This window comes from Peribacillus sp. NPDC097198 (genome assembly GCF_044762055.1).
Taxonomy (GTDB): domain Bacteria; phylum Bacillota; class Bacilli; order Bacillales; family DSM-1321; genus Peribacillus.
The window spans coordinates 322,103-340,598 of sequence record NZ_JBIWDO010000005.1 but is presented as its reverse complement, the minus strand read 5'-3'; the positions used below and the strand labels follow the sequence as shown (position 1 = coordinate 340,598).

The following is an 18,496-nucleotide window of genomic DNA, read 5'->3' as shown; positions in this document are numbered from 1 at the left end:
AAATATATTAAAAAGGAGAAACTTTCTATGCGCTTTATATCTTATATACTAGCTCTGTTGGCTGGAGCAGCACTTAGCTTTGAAGGAGCTATCTATGCTGAATTGGGAAAAACAATTGGACAAATAGAAACAAGTTTTTATAACTTCTTCATGGGCTCCATTATCATGGGGCTATTGTGGCTATTTTTTGGAAAAGGACGGATTTCCTATACATTTGAAGCACCTAAATGGTCATTACTTGGTGGTGTCCTGGGTGTTGTTTATTTAACCTCCATTGTTATAAGTGTCCCATACGTCGGTGTTGGTATTACAATGGTTGCTGTCATCATCGGACAATTAGTCATGAGTATGGTGATTGAACATTTTGAGTGGCTAGGCAGTAAAAAGACTAGAATTAATAAAGAAAAGATACTGGCAGTTATTTCAATGATTATTGCACTTATATTAATCAACTAGGAGGTACACAATTATGGGGTTATTCATGATTTTATTTACATTTTTAGGCGGCATCACATTAAGCGCTCAATCATCTATAAATGGCACATTTAGTCGAAAAGCTGGAACCATTGAAACAACATTTTTGACCTTTCTCACTGGAACCATGTTTCTTACGATTTTCATCATATTTTTTGGCAGGGGAAATGTGCTTGCACTTCTAGAAGCACCAAAATGGCAGTTAAGTGCAGCATTTTTAGGCACCATGTATTTACTTCTGACTGTCATGGCCGTTCCTAGAATTGGGGTTATCGCAACCAATATTGCTGGAATAACGGGTCAACTTGTAATTGGTGTAATTATTGATCATTTTGGATGGTTCAATAGCTTAGTCATAGAATTAGATATGAAACGTGTCTTCGCATTACTATTTATGGTCATTTCCCTTTATTTTATCTATAAAGGGAATAAACGCTCGAGAGAAGAATCAAAAACAGCCTATTGATAGTCATACAGTAAATGCAATGATAGCAGCCAAATTGTTTACAGGCATGGTCTTAGGTGTTGCAATAGGTCTCATAAAAAAGTTTTTAAATTGTACTATGAAGAAGATTACTTGTTTTTTATTAAGAAAACAAATGATCTTCTTTATTTTTATTCGTTAAAGTAGCCTGCCCAGATATAAGAAAAAGGATTGCCGTAGTGACTTATTTCATAATATCTAGATGGTTAAATAAATTTATCTATTCCATACATGATAACTAAAGCAAATACTAGGTAAGTAAGTGTAATTACATATTGTTTGGAAGGTTTCAGGTACTTCCACTCCAGAAATGATTGAAAACCAATTAATACGTTCAAGAAAAGAACCCAATACCACTGAAGTATATTTTCGTACTCTAGTACCATGGGAAGTGCACATATAAAAATGAATAGGATGATACCTCTTCCCCATCGGTCAAGATTCTTACCAGGAGTTTCCGATATGCTTTCTTTCTTTTCTACACCAAGCCATTTCGTTAGATATTTATTTATAAAGTAGGCACCAATAAAAACAAGGAAGAAAACCACTAAAAATGACACGAAGAATCTCATAAAAACACAACCCTTTTCAATCCACTCAATCTATTATTCGATTGGCTCACACCTTACTCTCTTTTTTCCTTTTCAAGCAACTCGATGACTTTATCAAGTTTTTGTTCTATGGAATTGGAATGGCGAGATCTTCTAACGAGGGTCCAGACAAAAAAGCAAATGGCAAAAATCACCCCAAACAGTACAATAAACATAATGAGTTGAAATAGGATATCACCGACATTAACGCTCAAATAAATCCACCTTTTCCTTTTTTATCAATCATAACATATAATTTCATTGAATCTATGTATGCTGTTTTTGCCATGATCTCCTTCACTCCCGCCCTCCAAGCAGGTTATAAAAGTTTTGACATATAGTACTCATTATAGGATTTGCCTTGTATGACAAGTGAGTTTCTTTTCGTTCCTTCTATTTCAAAACCAAACTTCTTGTATAGTGCTACACCTGCCTCATTTTGAGTCACTGTCGTTAATTCCAATCGCGAAATATCGTGATGTGAAGCCCACTTAATCACATTTTGGAACAAACTAGTACCTATTCCTTTTCCTCTACACTCCTCTAAGATGCCGATAACAAGATAAGCTGAATGATTTGTTCTCTTCACGCTACCGCCAATGGCCATCAAATAACCGACCAGTTTCCCTTCGTCTTCTGCCACAAAAATGGTTGAATTTTGTTGTTTTTCGATCGCTTCTAATTGCTTTCGTTGTTTTTCAGGAGTCGCTTTTCTTTCTCCTGGTTCCATTAGCATAAATTCAGATGTATGTTCAACATCTTTTACTAGATTGATAAAGTCCCCGGCATCATCGACCCTTATTTCCCTTATTACCATACTAATAATCCCCTCTCATTTCCTAATAAATCATACTTGCTTGCTGTGGAAGCCTCCGAAAAAAACGGCACTTAATAATCCATACTCAATAATGAAGATAGGCCTACCGCATACCGATTCTTACGAGAAACGATTAATAAAACCATTTCTTAACAAGTTCCTATACCCTAATTTTAACATTTTTTATTTAGATTACATATCAACCATATACAAAGACGTTCATCCAACCTTCCATACATATAAAAAAGAAACCATAAAAATTTACGGTTTCTTCATCCTTGAATCCTATCTACTAGTTAGAAACATTAAATTGCTGCTAAACTTGGTACAAAAAAAGTTGCCTATGTCGACAGCCTGTGGATCTACAAAAACGCATTGAAAATTTCTTTAACAAAAAAAATCACTATAAATATCGCACCAATGATACAAAAAATTGACCAAATGATACTACTTATAAGCTTTATAATGCTAAAATCTTTTTTTTTACTTTTTCCCAACTCATTCAACTCATTTTCTATGTATTTAGCATGCTGTATAGGTATCCAAAAGATAGGGTGGAGTTAGAATAACCAACGAAATGTTATAATTAAACCTAAAATTCCACAGGAAAAGGTAATGAGCTTTATCCCGACTTCGTCAATAATCTTTGATAGTCTTTCAATCTTTTCAGAAATAATTTGCAAGTTTTTCGGCAATTTTTCAAGAAAGTCTACTAGCTTTTGATACATTTGATCCCCTTTTATTGTTATTTTATTTTTACGCTAAATAATTATACTACAATAGTATGGACATTTGTAGGGAAGTTACCAAAATAGAACAATGAATCGTTTCTTTCACTAAGACTAATGGAAACTCACAAATAGAATAACTAAAAAAGCGGCAACATCCATTGAACTGGATCTTGCCGCTTGGGTCGTATCTGCTTATTTCTTGTCTACGACAAGATAAGGTTGTAATTGGAATGGTTTTGGTGCGATGTTGCGATCATTCCATTGGCCAAACCAACGCTCTAATGGATAGAAGTAATAGCCATCTTGCGCGTGATCAGATGTATCATATGGGTCAGCGAAGATCAGTGTATCATCGCCAATGCCCGGTGTGCCGTTATTGTCATATCCGATAATCGATTGCCAATGGCCATCCCAGTCGCCCCATTCCACCATGATTGGACGATCGTTCTTCAAATGATTCGTCAGCCATTTCACGAAATAGCTATCTTTCGCATCTTCTACAAACGCTTCTGTCGTTTCACTGTTTTCGGAAGCATACAGGCTGTTCCACGTGAAGGTTGCTGGCAGGTTGCCCACGTTATTCTCCGTGACTTCTTTACTTGATTGAATCAAGTCTGTGGCATTGTATTCTTCGCGATAGCTTGATTCGACCACTTCAAATCCTTTTAAGTTCTTGAAAAAGTCATAGAGTTGGGAAACATTCGAACCATATTCCGGGAAGTTATTCGCGGTTCCTGGCAACGCGTCTTTAACATCCAAGTCCGTCATCGACTTCATTTGCTTCGCGATATCCATCTCTGTTAGATCCGTGTACCCAAAATGATTCGCGACCATTAAAGCCGTGGCAGGTCCACAAGACCATTCCGTCGTTTGTTGCATCGTTTGATAGTTTTCAATCAGAATTAACCGATCATCTGACTTCATATTATAGAAGTCAGGTGCTTTATAGTAACGAGAATCCGCATGGTCTCCCTTAGAAGCATAGGCATCCGCTCCACCCGTTTTATCGTAATCTTTTCCTTTGATGGTAGCTGCAGCATCCGTTTCAGCTGACACTTTTGTATCTACTTCCTTCGTAACTTCTGTTTCCTTTGAGTCCGTGTCTTCTGAGCACGCCGATAATAATAGCATGGAGGATGCTAAAGCTGCCGTTAGAATTCTTTTCATGTGTCCCCATCCTTTTCCTGTTTTTTTCACAAGATTTGATTATAGTGGATGGAATTGTCATCGTCAAGGAGTTTACTAGTTAACTAAATTCTCGCACAATCAAGAGCCTTGCTACACGTTATGGTAGCAAGGCTCTTTTTTCATTTAATTAGCTTACTTTTCTAGTTTGACCCTTTGGAGACGTAATGCATTCAAGACTACCGATACTGAACTGAATGCCATGGCAGCGCCTGCTACCCATGGTGCCAGAAGCCCCATGGCTGCAATTGGAATCCCAATCACATTATAGGCAAATGCCCAGAACAGATTCTGTTTAATATTACGCATCGTTTTGCGACTCATGAGTATGGCATCCGCTATACTGTTCAAGTCCCCCCGAATTAATGTAATGTCGGCGGCTTCCATGGCAACGTCCGTACCGGTTCCTATTGCCATGCCAATATCCGCTATGGCAAGGGCGGGTGCGTCATTGATGCCATCCCCTACCATGGCAACCTTCTTCCCTTGTTGCTGCAACATCTTCACTTCTTCCGCTTTCCCTTCTGGAAGCACTTCGGCAATGACGGCGTCAACGCCTACCTCTTTACCAATCGCCTGTGCGGTGCGCTCGTTATCGCCTGTCATCATCATAACTTTGATTCCCATACCTTGTAAGCGTGATATAGCTTCTTTGGATGTTTCCTTAATGGTATCGGCCACGGCCACTAGGCCTGCATACTGTCCGTTAATGGCCGCTAACATGGCTGTTTTCCCATCAGCTTCCAGTTTCTCCATCGTTGGAAGGATTGGTTGAATATCGATACCGTATTGTTTCATTAGTTTCCGCGTACCAACGAGGACACCTTGGCCTGAAACCGTTGCCTGTACCCCATGACCCGGTATCGCTTCAAAGAACTGGACATCGCCGAGTTCGATGCCTTTATCCTGAATGCCTTGCACGATTGCTTCTGCCAAGGGATGTTCGGATTGCTTTTCGGCAGCGCCAATCAATGATAGGAACTTCTTCTCATCCTGGTCAGTTGCCACATGAACATCCGTTAATACAGGTTTACCATGTGTGACGGTCCCTGTTTTATCCACAACCACCGTATCAATGCCTTGTGTCTGTTCTAAATGCTCGCCACCTTTAAATAAAATGCCGAATTCAGCTGCACGACCTGAACCCGCCATGATGGAAGTTGGCGTGGCTAATCCTAAAGCACATGGACAGGCAATCACAAGGACGGCAATCAACACTTCAAGTGCAGCCGTGAAATTCCCCGGATCCACCAGGATCAACCAGGCTAAGAACGTAAGAATGGCAATGCCGATGACAATCGGTACGAACACGCCTGAAATCTTATCTGCCAATCGTTGGATCGGCGCTTTTGTACCTTGCGCATCTTCTACTACCTTAATGATCTGGGCTAATGCCGTATCCCGGCCTACTTTTGTCGTTTTCATTTTAATGAAGCCATTTTTGTTGAGGGTGGAGCCATATAGCAGGTCACCACTAGCCTTATCCACCGGCAGGCTTTCACCCGTCAGCATGGATTCATCGACAGCCGTCGTTCCTTCGATTACCTCTCCATCGACTGGGATCTTCTCACCCGGTTTCACCAGGATAATATCACCCATCATCACTTCTTCTAGCGGGATTTCTTGTTCCACACCTTCTCGAATGACCATGGCTGTTTTCGCTTGCAGCCCCATTAATTTCTTGATGGCCTCGGATGACCGGCCTTTTGCTTTTGCCTCGAATAACTTACCTAACAGGATAAGGGTAATTAACACGGCACTTGTTTCAAAATATAGATGCGGACCATGATGCGCACCCATTGTAACGATGGCTTGGTATACACTGTAAAAATAAGCCGCTGACGTACCCATCACCACGAGTACATCCATATTGGCACTACCGTTACGAAGTGATTTATAAGCACCTACATAAAACTGTTTACCGATGATAAATTGGACAGGCGTTGCAAAGATCATTTGAACCCAGGGATTCATTAAAAAATCCGGTACATATAGAAAGGATGTAAAAGAAAAATGCCCAAACATTGTCCATAATAAAGGCAAGGATAGGATGGCAGAAATGATGAATTTCAGTTTCTGCTCTTTAATGGCCTTTTCACGGTAATCCACTTGTTCTTTTCCGTCTTGCTTTTGATGGGCACCATACCCAAGCTTTTCTACCTTTGCAATGATGTCCGCAGCCGTCACTTCAGATGGATTGAATTCCACCGTCGTTTTTTCAAGCGCTAAGTTGACGTTGGCAAATGATACACCATCCATTTTATTTAGGCCCTTTTCAATCCGCGTCGCACACGCTGCACACGTCATGCCCGTGATGGCGAATTCCTTTTTTTGCTTCACGACTCCAAACCCAAGCGCTTCAATCTTCTTTTCAAAGTCTTCTTCACTCAGTTTGGAAGGATCGTATGTTATCGTGGACTTTTCAAGGGCTAAATTGACCGAAGCTTGTTCGACCCCGTCCATTTTATTTAACCCTTTTTCAATGCGGTTCGCACACGCTGCACACGTCATCCCTGAAATTTGAAGATTGGATTCTTTCGCCGCTTTATCCTTAGATGCGGTTGCCATCTCATTCACCTCCACTATACCCAATAGGGGTATATTCTTTCGAAAGAATTAGAGTACCAGTGTGGCACTCTTCATCTTTTCATTATGGTACCCAAAATCATTCTACTTCGTAGCCTTGATCATCAATGGTTTCCTTGATGGTATCCAGGGTTACTTTTTCCTTATCATACGATACAGTAACTTGACCAGCTTCTAGCTGAACTTTTACTTGATCGACACCTTCTAATTTTCCTACACTACCTTCCACTGCTTTTACACAATGTCCGCAAGACATCCCGCTTACTTGTAAGGTTACATTTTCCATAGTATCTACTCCTTATTTTTTCATTAGTCTTTGGATTGTCACGAGGACTTCATCGAGTACTTCCAAATCCCCTTCTTGAATACGATCCACCACACACTCTTTCATATGTGTTTCAAGAAGCATCTTGGCCACACCATTTAAGGCGGATTGCGCAGCAGCTATCTGAGTAATCACGTCGTCACAGTATGTGTCTTTTTCGATTAACCCTTTTATGCCGCGAATTTGGCCTTCCACCCGATTCAGTCTTGTAACAAGATTTTTCTTTGTTGACTCGGAATGATGGCTTTTCCGCTCAGTTGTACTCGAACAACAAGTATCTGTTTCTTTATTCAGGTCGAATTCCATTTGTCGCCCCCTCACTCATATACCCCTATACCCTATATCAAAACCATATCATACCCCTCCACCCTATGTAAAGTTGGATGACATTTTACGAAAAAAAGCCAACAGAACTAAGTTGGCTTCATCAATCAATCAATCATCATTCTTCAAAGCTAGGTCCATCGATAGGGAGCGTTACTTGCTTTCTACAGATCATAAGGTACACGAATGAAATACATAAGGAAACCGAAGCGACCATAAATACAACGACGATGCTGTATCGCTGGCCCAGCATGCCCATCAAGAGAGTGGAGATCGCGAAAGTTAACATGATGAGAGAACTTTGGACGGCATATACCTTAGCCAAAAGCCTTTCCCTGACTACACGTTGGATGATCGTATGAATGGAAATCATCCGCAGTTCTTCGAATAGACCATAAGTGCCAATGAACAAAAGGGCAAGGAAGGGATTCACATTCACTCCAAATAAAAGGGTCAGCAGAAAGACCATGAACCCTCCACCCAACAGCACCTTCTGGATATTCTTATGAATGAAGGCGGACCGTCTATATGCAAGTATGCCCGCCAGAAATAATCCTAGTAATAAAGAGGCGTTGATATAGCCCCACCACTCCGTTCCTACTCCCAGCCGTTTATCTATAAACGGATAAAGAATCGAGGATACCCAGACCGGACTAGCAATCGAACCAAAAAACAGGGTGAAGTGAAGGGCACGTAATCTCTTATCTCCTGCGATCAACCTCCACCCTTCAAACATGGAAGCCCTTGTGCTCTCCTTCCCTTCACGTTCAGATCGTTGCTGTTCCTTGACCCTAACGAATGCCAGCAAGAAAGTGGATAGCCCATACAAACAGCACGTCAACAGGAACAGTCCGTGAGCATGCAAAAGTGCTGCCAAAATGCCACCTGCAGCCCATCCTCCCATCTGAATGAATGTCTGGATAGAAGACATGAGGCTATTTGCTTTTAATAAGGACTCTTCCGGAACAAGTTGAGGAATCAAGGCACTACTCGCTGGATTAGCGAACCCATCCAAAAACATGATGAAGAAAATAAGGATATACACCGCTTCCATTGAGTCTTTCGAGAAAAGCGATGATACATATAGGGTCAGCACAAGTAAGAGACACGTTTTAACGAACTGGGAATGAAATAAAATCTTTTTCAACGGGTATCGATCGATGAGCAGTGGTGCGAATAAACCTCCTACAAACCCACCAAGCATATTTATGACAGGAACCAACGAAACATAAAATAACGAATGGGTGACAGCGTAAACACTTGTTATCAGCGCAACAATATAAAAAACATCCCCAGCATTCGCTAACGATTGCCCTGCCACCAATACAGTAAATGATTTATTCTTCAATGCAAACAACCCCTCTTTATTCATTTTTCTAAGAGAATAAAGAGGTACTTACATGCGTTTCACTCCTTTGCAACCGGTTAGATCTACTTCATTTCACTTTGGATTTGTATCAATATGGAATACTAAGAAATCTAATAAGGAAGAGAGGGGTGTTTGCATTATTTGTAGTGGAAATATATGTATGAATATAACATGAAAATGTCTAGTTTAGAAGATGAAAATCCTAGGTTCTACAAGAAAAAGAGCTGCGAAAGCAACTCCCTTTTTTAAGTAAAGCATCCTTAGTTGAAAAACCTTAAAGCCCAAAGAAAGAATTACTTGATCATCTTAATAAAGTATTTTGGTGATTCAATGTAGCCTTGGCGGGAATAAAATCGATGTGCATCGATTCTTCTTGAATGACAATGAACCTCAAGTCTGTCACAGTTTCGCTTTTTATCTAACTCAGTACAAAATTCTTCAATCTCTTGTCCAATTCCCTTACCTCTACTTGTTAGATCTACTGCAAAATAACTGATTCTAGCAAAATCTCCTATTAACGCTATTTGGGGTATGTAATGCATGGAAATAAAAGCAATGACTCTTTCATTATCCTCATACACCAATAATTCCTCATCAGGATGTATGGTAAGCCTTTCTATTTTATCTTTAATGAAGGTCTCGGTATCTAAATAATCCAACTGGCCTAGTAAATCCGATATTGCCTTCCAATCTTTTATATTTGCTCTTCTGATCCCCACTTACCTTCACTCCCTAGGAAAATGTATATAGTATATTCATCACCTTTATTGAACTATCCTGCCCCATTAGCTCATAAGAAAAAAGAGCTGCGAAAGCAACTCTCTTTATGGTGTCAATCTTCCCACTCATAATCTGAATTAAATTCACCCGGCTCTATATCTGCTTTTTTATATGTAACGTGCTTTTCATTCGGCAACGTGACCGTTATTTCGGTATGATCTTTATTCAATTCTAGTGTCAGAAAAGATGTCTTGTTTGATTTCTTGTTAAATAGTATGCCGGTTAGTTTTGTTCCAGTAGATTCCGCTAACTGGAAATGCTTTATCGTCTTATCTTTCCCCGTTTTATTGAATTTTTCTACTAAGTATTTGGATCTTTTCTTGCCGTCGTAACCATCACTTTTAATCAGTATATAAGATTCATCGTTCATCCAGCCACCATATATATGATACTTGGGTGCTTCGTACGAGGGTACATCCTCTTTTTGTGTTGAATCTTGTACCTCTGTTTTCTGCTCTACATCTACCTTTTCATTTTTCATGGCTTGTTCGTTATCGCATGCAGCAAGACTCCCAATAACCAAAAGGCCTACGGAGATTTTTTTGGCAGTAAGCAAAAGCCAGACCTCCTAAAAGATGAACGTAAAATTTCGATTCTTCATAATAAATCCACCCGTTAGAGTTTTAAATCAACTTATTTCCTTATGACTTCTTTCATTTTGAAGATAAATCTTTTTAAGCGTTGTATTTATATTATTCAAAGCAATAAGAATAATCCCCAACATAACAAAGGTTACTATTTCCCCTGTAAACCAAGATACTATGCCTAAAACTCCAGCATAAAGAATGTATAACCAATTACTCATTTTCCATATCCTCCTAACTCTATATAAATAAACCTAACTAATTTTACCATATATATTTGGACGAATTTCTTTATTAGTTAATATAAGGAATTAGTAGTATTCTTAGGCAATCTTCCACGAATCGAAACATAGTAAAAAGCAATGAGGGAGTTCCCTCATTGCTCCGTTTCTTTACCCTAATGTTTGTTTTGTCATCATGACTTCTTGGCTTATTAATTTCTTTTGCTTGTTGATTCGATACCAGCCCATCACAACAGCTATGATCGATATAGAGCAAGAAATAGCAAGAACATAACTTCCATTGAGTTTTAAGAGAAATACACCAGCAATGAAAACCCCTATGGGTTGTGCCAATGTCGCTCCAGCTGTCAGAAAACCCATGGCACTGCCCATGATGTTTTGGGGAATAGCCTGCTGCAATTCAGTTTGGAAGATTATTGTGACGGGAGCCGCTAAAAGTCCGAATACTCCAAACAACACAATACTCATGATAGTGGAATCCACTACAAAACCGGCAATCGTGCCCACGACTCCAGATAAAACATACAATACGATCGACATTTCAAAATTCATTTGTTTGATTTTATACGTAATGGTTGCTCCCAGGAGAGTCCCGATCCCAATGGCTGTAAAGCAGAGTCCCAAAGCCGCTGAACCATTCACCTTAATTTCCGAGTATAAAGTGGGGAGTAAGACATCCATGATCATAACGAATGCCATATTCGTAAACACCGCTGCCGTGATAGCCGAAAAGATCCACTTCTGTCTTTTTAAAATCGAGAATGTTACCTTAATTGGTGTTTGTATACGATTGGTATCTTGATTATTGGCATCTTTCAGTACCGCCCTGTACCTAAGAATCACATAGCAAACAACAGATAGAAGAATCAGGATGATCGACGTTAGCATCGCCACCGTAAATCCCCCTATTACCAAAAGACCACCAGCAATTGCCGTACCTAATAAGTTTGCGATTTGGGTGATGGCCGTTATGACACTATTGACCGATTTTAATTCTTCTGGCGGAGTTAACAATGGGATTAACGTTCTTTCAAGCGGTGTTAATATGGCGGAGGCCACACCCATGAAAAGAAGAACCAGGCAATAAATCCAGTAACCGAAGCCACTTGGTACTACTTCCATTAGTCCAATCGCGAATAATGCACATAACGTGAATAAATGCCAAACGCTAGCCCATAACCCTAAGGATATTTTATTGAATCGATCAATGAGTATGCCGCTTACCGCTGCCAATAATATCCCGGGTATATAACGAAATGCCATTAATGAACTAAACACCAAGGGCGAATGAGTGATGTTAATAAAGAACCAAGCTAACGTGAGGAAGACAATACTGGATTGTAAAGATTGTATGCCAAGAGCCACAATAATGAGGTGTATGTTTCGCTTCACTCTTTTTCTCCTTATGATTTGTCATTGGATCATCTGGATTTTCAAGTTAATGATTGGTAACAGTATGTTCTTCTTTGACCAACATATCTTCTATAAGTTTCCAACCGAACCATTGTGTAGGGTCATTATAAACTAACTCTTCTATCCATTTAAATAAAGGTTCAATTATACTGCCCTTATTGGAATAGGTTAATAAAGGTCCCATTACTAATTCATATTTGTTTGAATTGCATTGAATGGCAACTGGCAGAACATTCGCATTGCATAGTCTACTCAAATGTTCAACTCCCAGGGGTACATGAACCTTTTCCCCTAATAACTCCAATTTATATAATTCCTTATCATTCGAAGAACTGATTTCCGGATAAATTAAAGGGTAATTGCCGATTTTAAATCCTTTTACTAATTTTCGAAGTATCCATATATCAGGAACAGGCAAGAAATTCACCTTATCATTCGGTAAAATTTTTTTTATGCTTTTTCCTACTTCATGCCCTTCAGATCCTCCAGTGGCTAAAATATATGAGCTATCACCAATTAATTGACTTAATATTGTAGGAACCAACATATGTACTCCGAAATGCGGAATGGCTAAAATACACGGAGCTTTCAGAGCATCTTCTAATTCATCTGGTATTGTTAAAAAGGAAGCGTCTAGACCATTTGATCTCAACAGACTTAATAAATTTGCCCAATGCATGGGCCTTTCCGCAAGGAATTTCTTAAAGTTATAAATTCTTCTTTCATCTTGTGAAACAAAAGAGGATAACAAGTTAGGAGTACTCCACTCCTCCGGCCGGGAGCAAAATTCTAAAAGATCCTCTTTATTCAGTGTTAATAATTCATCTATATTTTCCGCTAAGTCTTGAAAACCTAAATTTTTGATTTTTCCCATATTTCTTCACCTACCTTATAGCATTCTGGCATAGCACCGTAAGCATCGAATAAAGTTCTCTTTGCATAACATCTACAAGTTTGCATCCTACAATTACCATTAAAAATACAGCCCTGGCATGCTTTTAATTCCTCTATCTCCCATCCACCTCTATAAAAATCCCACTTTGTACTATTCCATATGGAAATTAAATCTGTCTCCTTTACATTCCCTATAATTTGAGATCGATCACCAATAGATTCCGTACATGGATAAACGCTTCCGTCTGCACCAATTGCTAGTAAAAACATACCTTGAGGGCCTACGTTAGCAGGTAAACTGAAAAGATTATCTGTGTTCTTTTTACCTGGATAATAATACGCTTGAAATTCAATTTTTATATTTGGAAATTCTTTTGCCACTTTTAACACTTCTTCTTCAAAATACTCGAGTTGTGAAAGGGTAAATAGAAAATTTTCCGGATTTCCACCAGCTCGACCTGAAACAGAAGCGGGGTGAAAACTGATTCCATTAGCACCATTGGCCGCACATGTTTCAATCACTTTTCTAACAACTCCGTTTTCAACACTTTCAGGAACTAAAACCGACTCTACAATCACATAGAAACGATCATTTGAAAATCTTTTTAAAGTATTAATGACTTTGTGAAATTGGCCGTTTCCACGTATTTTATCGTGATAGACTTCATCCCCATCTAAAGAGAGATGGATTTGTAACCCTCTTCCCTTTCTATCTTTTAATCTAAGTAATGAATCATAAACTTTTTGGGTGACTCGGTGACCATTTGTGAAAAACTCAAAGAAACATCGTAACGTGCCAGCGTGATCAATTAACTCACATATATCCCTTCTGGTAGTGGTTTCCCCTCCAGAAAAGGCCAATTCAATGATTCCCAAATTATCTAGGTCTGTAAATAGTTTTTTCATTTCTTCTGTATTTAAATTATCAATGGTATCAAAAAAAGGGGAAGATTCTCGTAAACAATGAGTACACATCAAATTGCATCTCATTGTACTCGTAACGTTAACTTTTGTAGGAAATGTCATTGGTGTATATTTGGAAGTTTTCGGAGGTGAAATACTGAGATGTTTAAGAGGCCGTTCAGAGGAAATATATTGATCTGTTAAAAAAAGGGTACCCCCATCTATCAATTCCTTTATAAATTCGTCAAATTCTACACGATCAGGCAACTCATTCCATGCTACTGCTTTCTCATGGTAATAATTCCAGGCATCATCCATCGTTCGAGAAGTTGTGAGATAGGTAAGTAGTTCAAAGGTAGCTGCTGAAATAAATTCTGTATGCCTAGTTCGAGCGGTGTAAAAAAAACGTGCATTAGATTCCAAATAGCCATGTTCATTTCTTAAAATGACATCATCATGTAAAACTATATACATTTTCACCAACCCCTTCAAATAAATTGGGATGACGGGCCTTCGACAGGCCCATCATCCTTTTTTAGTTACAAAATTATTTACTCGTTGGTGCAGTTGGCTTTTGACAACCGCAGTTGTTAAATGATGGTAGAGTTCCGTCGATAAGTGAGTCGTGCTTCTTCATAATCGATTACCTCCTTTGCAATTTATTGGAATTATCATACTATTCAAAATATATGATTGTAAACCACTATTTCCTTATCAAATTAATATTGGTAGAAAAGTAGCAAATCAATCTCCTTATACTTACAGATCAAAATAACTATCTCTCTTGATCTATTGAATTTGGAGCTAGGATAGTTAAATTAAGGATATTTTAGGTCTCCAGCATATATACTTCGAATAAAATGGCACACTCTTCCTAACATCGAGATCGATCTAATTCCCTAGAAAGCGCTATTTGGATATCCATACGTGTTCTATAATAACAGCAGTCGTAAACTATTTCGAATCTTCAAAAATATCATTCCTAGCATATTGTGTTTTTTCATAACTAATGGTATTTTATAAGTAATATTCCATATTGATCACATGTTACTGATTCGTTCAGGCAGGGTGGTACGGTTAAGAGAATTTCCGATTCTTTTAATTGGTTACTTCCGTGCCTTTTTTGTGTTCATTTAAAGTGAAATGTTAGAAAATCATCAAAAAATTAGGAATAAGGAGATTCTAAAATGTTTTCAAAATTATTTAAGAAAACCCCAAAAACACCGCAGCTTATTTATGCACCTATAAGTGGAGAAATTCTTTCCATAGAAGAAGTACCAGATCCAGTTTTCAGTCAAAAAATGATGGGGGAAGGAATGGCTATTGTTCCGATTGATGGAAATGTGTCATCACCAGTGGCTGGAAAGGTTGTACAGATAGCTCCTACAAAGCACGCCATTGGCATAGTAGCTGATGATGGAACGGAAATATTGATACATGTTGGTCTTGAAACAGTTGCTCTAAACGGCGAGGGATTTGATGTAAAGGTAAACGTGGGAGATTCCATAACTGTCGGGCAATTATTACTGACCTATCATTTACAGCATATTAAAGAACATGCAAAAAGCGACATGTTGATTATGGTTATTACAAACAGTCAAACGAATACAACTAAATATGAAATGCCTTTGGATAAAGTTGCAAGAATGGGTGAAACGGTCGTGATTAAGGTGACGAATACGTAAACGTTTCCTATGCCACATGTTTGAGGAGGAATGTTCAAGTGAAAATTAAAAAAATCTTGAATAATAACGCGGTAGTGGTTGAAGACGGGCAAACCGAGAAAATAGCCATCGGTACAGGCATCGCCTTTAACAAGCGAAGAAATGATCTTGTCAAAACACAAGAAGTTGAAAAGCTTTTTGTTATAGAGGAAACGGATAAGTTCCAGCAGCTTATAATGAGAATCCCTGAAAAACATTTCGAAATATCGGAAGAAATTATTTCCTATGCAGAAGAAAAGTTAGCTGTGAAATTAAGTGAACATATCCATATTGTTTTAACAGACCATTTGTCCTTTGCGATTGAAAGAGAACAGGAAGGAATTCATTTACAGAACAAGCTCCTTCAAGAAATTAAAGTACTCTACAAACCTGAATTTGAAATTGGTATGTGGGCAATTCAGCACATTGCAAAGAGGTTTCACATTGAAATGCCCATAGATGAAGCTGGCTATATTGCCCTTCATATCCATACAGCTAAACCACAAAATGGAGATATGAAGGAAACCGTAAGACAGACTGCCATTATCAGTGATCTTATCCAAACAATCACTGAATACTTGGATATTACGATACATCATGATGATATTTCTTACCAACGATTAATAACACATCTTCGTCATTCCATCTCTAGAGTAAAGCATTTTGAACTTCATACCATGGATGAGGAAATGCTAGAGATGATAAAAAAGAAGTTTCCGGTTTCCTATCAATGCGCTAAGGAAGTATTTCAAGTATTAATGAACACTTATGAAATGGAACTTCCGGAATGTGAACTTGGCTACATCACTCTCCATATAGAGAGATTAAAGCAGCGTTGGAGAATAACAGAGAAAATATAAAGAATGATAGCATCATATTATTCAATTTAAAAAATTGATAGGGGGTATTTTACATGATGAAATATCTACAGAAAATTGGTCGCTCATTGATGTTACCAGTAGCAGTATTGCCAGCTGCAGCCATTTTGATGGGGATCGGTTATTGGATAGATCCTGCCGGTTGGGGAGCTGATAATCCGATAGCTGCGTTCTTCATTAAAGCTGGGTCTTCCATTATTGACAACATGTCCATCTTATTTGCAGTCGGAGTAGCTCTAGGTATGTCTAAACACAAAGACGGATCAGCCGCATTGAGCGGGTTAGTCGCCTACTTAGTCGTTACCACTTTGCTTTCGATAGATTCAGTGGCTATGCTACAAGGCATTGATGCAGATAATGTAAACCCAGCCTTTGAGAAAATAGAAAATCAATTTGTTGGGATTCTCTCCGGAATCGTAGCTTCGATCATGTACAATCGGTTTAGTCACGTACAATTGCCAGCTGCCTTATCCTTCTTTAGTGGAAAACGTTTGGTGCCAATCATGACAGCGGTTTCAATGTTGCTGGTTTCCGTGATATTATTCTTTGCATGGCCAGTCATCTTTACAGGATTGGTATCTTTCGGTACAGCGATTAGTAAGTTAGATTTTGTGGGTGCAGGATTATATGGATTCTTCAATAGACTTTTAATTCCAACAGGACTGCATCATGCATTAAACTCCGTGTTTTGGTTTGATGTAGCTGGAATTAATGATATCGGAAATTTCTGGGCAGGAACGGGAACAAAGGGAACTACAGGGATGTATCAAGCAGGGTTCTTCCCAATCATGATGTTCGGTTTACCGGCTGCAGCTTTAGCCATGTATCATACTGCAAAAACGAAAAGAAAAAAACAAGCGGCATCGTTAATGTTAGCAGCAGGATTTGCTTCATTCTTTACAGGGGTTACAGAACCACTTGAATTTTCATTTATGTTTTTAGCTCCGGCTCTTTATGTAGTTCATGCAGCCTTAACAGGTATTTCATTAGCCATTGCAGCATTTTTCCATTGGACAGCAGGATTTGGTTTTAGTGCGGGACTAGTCGATTTCGTTTTAAGTTCAAGACTACCATTGGCTAATCAGCCATATATGTTACTACTTCAAGGTCTTTTCTTTGCCGTTATTTATTATGTATTATTCCGTTTCTTGATTACAAAGTTCAACTTAGCAACTCCTGGTAGGGAAGCAGATACAGATGAGGATATTGAAGTAGATGGTAGCCATTCACCAGTAGGAAATAAATTCGCTGTCATGGCAGCCAAAATTTATGAAGGTCTAGGCGGGGACGCTAATGTGACGTCTATTGATAATTGTGTAACACGCTTAAGAATTGAAGTCAAAAACATGGATGCGGTTGACCAAGATAAGATTAAATCAACAGGAGTACCAGGAATCAATATTGTCGGGCCACAAAGCATTCAAGTAATTGTTGGAACGCAAGTACAATTCGTAGCGGATGAAATGGAAAAGATCCGAAATTGAAAGAATGACTGATAAAAAGCTGTGGATCCGTTATAGGTCCACAGCTTTTTGGTTGTTTCTTTTATGGCCATTTCATTATCATTCTTAAATGGATGATCGGTATTCACTATGAACAGGGTTAAATAAATCTTCAGTAGATTGTCTAACAAGGGAAAAGTTATCTACATTATAGTGACCATGGAGGGTCTCGTTGTGATGGAGGATGATTTGTTTGGCAGATAGGATTTTCGAGTCAGTCGTGGAGTGTCCATCCCCCACTAACGTGACATCATACTGATTGATCGTTGCTGTTCGTACGGCCGTATCAATACAATGCTCGGTCTTACATCCCATTATCACAAGGTGTTCCACATGATTTTCCCGTAAATGTTCGTTCAACGGTGTACCATAAAATGAATTAGTGGCCGCTTTGTCCAAGATGGTAGCCGTTGATGGAACGTTAATATCTCTATGTATCTGAAATCCAGGTCCTTCGCCATTTGCCACATCTAGATCCCTGATGAAAACAACGGGAATCCTTTCGTTTAACGCTTTTTCAATGACGCTATTGATGGTTTGGATGATTCTATCTTTCTCAAAAACCCCTTGTTCCTCTGAATTCCCTTCCATTAAATCCTGTTGTGCATCAATGATCAATAAGGTTTGTTTCAATCCTTTCCCTCCTAAATCTATTACCTACTAAAAAGCATTTCCTCTAGTCCCTTATCTTTTCGGCAAAAGATAGATGGAT

20 protein-coding genes are annotated in these 18,496 nt (G+C 38.8%); 5 read left to right on the top strand and 15 right to left on the bottom strand.

The annotated features are described in order from the left end of the window. The first annotated feature begins 27 nt into the window (after positions 1-27). Both ACIQXQ_RS11740 and ACIQXQ_RS11735 read left to right on the top strand, forming a co-directional pair. Positions 28-456: a DMT family transporter gene (locus ACIQXQ_RS11740; RefSeq protein WP_402957605.1), complete on the top strand. Its 429-nt coding sequence runs from the start codon at positions 28-30 to the stop codon at positions 454-456. Positions 457-469: 13 nt separating this feature from the next. Next, positions 470-940 carry a DMT family transporter gene (locus ACIQXQ_RS11735; protein WP_402957603.1) on the top strand — a complete coding sequence of 157 codons (471 nt, stop codon included), beginning with the start codon at positions 470-472 and terminating at the stop codon, positions 938-940. Positions 941-1,164: 224 nt separating this feature from the next. Here the strand turns inward: ACIQXQ_RS11735 and ACIQXQ_RS11730 are convergent, their stop codons facing one another. The 14 genes from ACIQXQ_RS11730 to ACIQXQ_RS11665 all read right to left on the bottom strand — a co-directional run bounded on the left by ACIQXQ_RS11730 (position 1,165) and on the right by ACIQXQ_RS11665 (position 14,175). Beyond that, complete coding sequence (locus ACIQXQ_RS11730) at positions 1,165-1,530, bottom strand: DUF4181 domain-containing protein (protein ID WP_402957601.1); 366 nt, start codon at positions 1,528-1,530, stop codon at positions 1,165-1,167. Positions 1,531-1,583: 53 nt separating this feature from the next. Beyond that, positions 1,584-1,763 (bottom strand): DUF4083 family protein, encoded by a 180-nt coding sequence (locus tag ACIQXQ_RS11725; protein WP_402957599.1) that lies wholly within the window; start codon positions 1,761-1,763, stop codon positions 1,584-1,586. A 104-nt stretch (positions 1,764-1,867) separates the two neighbouring features. Beyond that, complete coding sequence (locus ACIQXQ_RS11720; RefSeq protein ID WP_402957597.1) at positions 1,868-2,365, bottom strand: GNAT family N-acetyltransferase; 498 nt, start codon at positions 2,363-2,365, stop codon at positions 1,868-1,870. A gap of 923 nt (positions 2,366-3,288) precedes the next feature. Further along, complete coding sequence (locus ACIQXQ_RS11715) at positions 3,289-4,263, bottom strand: C39 family peptidase (protein WP_402957595.1); 975 nt, start codon at positions 4,261-4,263, stop codon at positions 3,289-3,291. Positions 4,264-4,416: 153 nt separating this feature from the next. Further along, positions 4,417-6,849, bottom strand: coding sequence for a heavy metal translocating P-type ATPase (locus tag ACIQXQ_RS11710; protein ID WP_402957593.1), 2,433 nt, complete (start codon positions 6,847-6,849; stop codon positions 4,417-4,419). A gap of 97 nt (positions 6,850-6,946) precedes the next feature. Then, positions 6,947-7,153, bottom strand: coding sequence for a copper chaperone CopZ (gene copZ, locus ACIQXQ_RS11705; RefSeq protein ID WP_402873508.1), 207 nt, complete (start codon positions 7,151-7,153; stop codon positions 6,947-6,949). A gap of 12 nt (positions 7,154-7,165) precedes the next feature. Next, complete coding sequence (locus ACIQXQ_RS11700) at positions 7,166-7,498, bottom strand: metal-sensitive transcriptional regulator (RefSeq protein WP_402873505.1); 333 nt, start codon at positions 7,496-7,498, stop codon at positions 7,166-7,168. A gap of 136 nt (positions 7,499-7,634) precedes the next feature. Beyond that, on the bottom strand, positions 7,635-8,864 hold the full coding sequence (locus tag ACIQXQ_RS11695; RefSeq protein WP_402957591.1) for an MFS transporter: 1,230 nt from the start codon (positions 8,862-8,864) through the stop codon (positions 7,635-7,637). A 314-nt stretch (positions 8,865-9,178) separates the two neighbouring features. Then, a complete protein-coding gene (locus tag ACIQXQ_RS11690; protein WP_402957589.1) occupies positions 9,179-9,604 on the bottom strand; it encodes a GNAT family N-acetyltransferase in 426 nt (141 codons plus the stop codon). Positions 9,605-9,717: 113 nt separating this feature from the next. Beyond that, entirely contained in the window at positions 9,718-10,221 is a 504-nt protein-coding gene (locus ACIQXQ_RS11685) for a hypothetical protein (RefSeq protein ID WP_402957586.1), read from the bottom strand. Positions 10,222-10,293: 72 nt separating this feature from the next. After that, the gene (locus ACIQXQ_RS11680; RefSeq protein ID WP_402957582.1) at positions 10,294-10,470 is read right to left on the bottom strand and encodes a hypothetical protein; all 177 of its coding nucleotides are present in this window, start codon (positions 10,468-10,470) and stop codon (positions 10,294-10,296) included. A 171-nt stretch (positions 10,471-10,641) separates the two neighbouring features. Further along, positions 10,642-11,883, bottom strand: coding sequence for an MFS transporter (locus ACIQXQ_RS11675; RefSeq protein ID WP_402957580.1), 1,242 nt, complete (start codon positions 11,881-11,883; stop codon positions 10,642-10,644). Positions 11,884-11,929: 46 nt separating this feature from the next. Continuing rightward, positions 11,930-12,778, bottom strand: coding sequence for an LpxL/LpxP family acyltransferase (locus tag ACIQXQ_RS11670; RefSeq protein ID WP_402957578.1), 849 nt, complete (start codon positions 12,776-12,778; stop codon positions 11,930-11,932). After that, the gene (locus ACIQXQ_RS11665; protein ID WP_402957576.1) at positions 12,757-14,175 is read right to left on the bottom strand and encodes a radical SAM protein; all 1,419 of its coding nucleotides are present in this window, start codon (positions 14,173-14,175) and stop codon (positions 12,757-12,759) included. Before ACIQXQ_RS11665 ends, ACIQXQ_RS11670 begins: the two co-directional genes overlap by 22 nt. Before the next feature lie 713 nt (positions 14,176-14,888). On the opposite strand from ACIQXQ_RS11665, the gene ACIQXQ_RS11660 reads away from it, so the two are divergent. The 3 genes from ACIQXQ_RS11660 to nagE are packed head-to-tail and all read left to right on the top strand — an operon-like array spanning position 14,889 to position 17,766. Continuing rightward, positions 14,889-15,386, top strand: coding sequence for a PTS sugar transporter subunit IIA (locus tag ACIQXQ_RS11660; protein WP_402957574.1), 498 nt, complete (start codon positions 14,889-14,891; stop codon positions 15,384-15,386). A gap of 38 nt (positions 15,387-15,424) precedes the next feature. Further along, positions 15,425-16,264, top strand: coding sequence for a PRD domain-containing protein (locus ACIQXQ_RS11655; protein ID WP_402957572.1), 840 nt, complete (start codon positions 15,425-15,427; stop codon positions 16,262-16,264). Positions 16,265-16,317: 53 nt separating this feature from the next. Then, positions 16,318-17,766: an N-acetylglucosamine-specific PTS transporter subunit IIBC gene (gene nagE, locus ACIQXQ_RS11650; protein WP_402957570.1), complete on the top strand. Its 1,449-nt coding sequence runs from the start codon at positions 16,318-16,320 to the stop codon at positions 17,764-17,766. A gap of 84 nt (positions 17,767-17,850) precedes the next feature. Here nagE and ACIQXQ_RS11645 read toward each other — a convergent pair whose 3' ends face one another. Beyond that, positions 17,851-18,417 carry a cysteine hydrolase family protein gene (locus ACIQXQ_RS11645; protein ID WP_402957568.1) on the bottom strand — a complete coding sequence of 189 codons (567 nt, stop codon included), beginning with the start codon at positions 18,415-18,417 and terminating at the stop codon, positions 17,851-17,853. Positions 18,418-18,496: the final 79 nt, after the last annotated feature.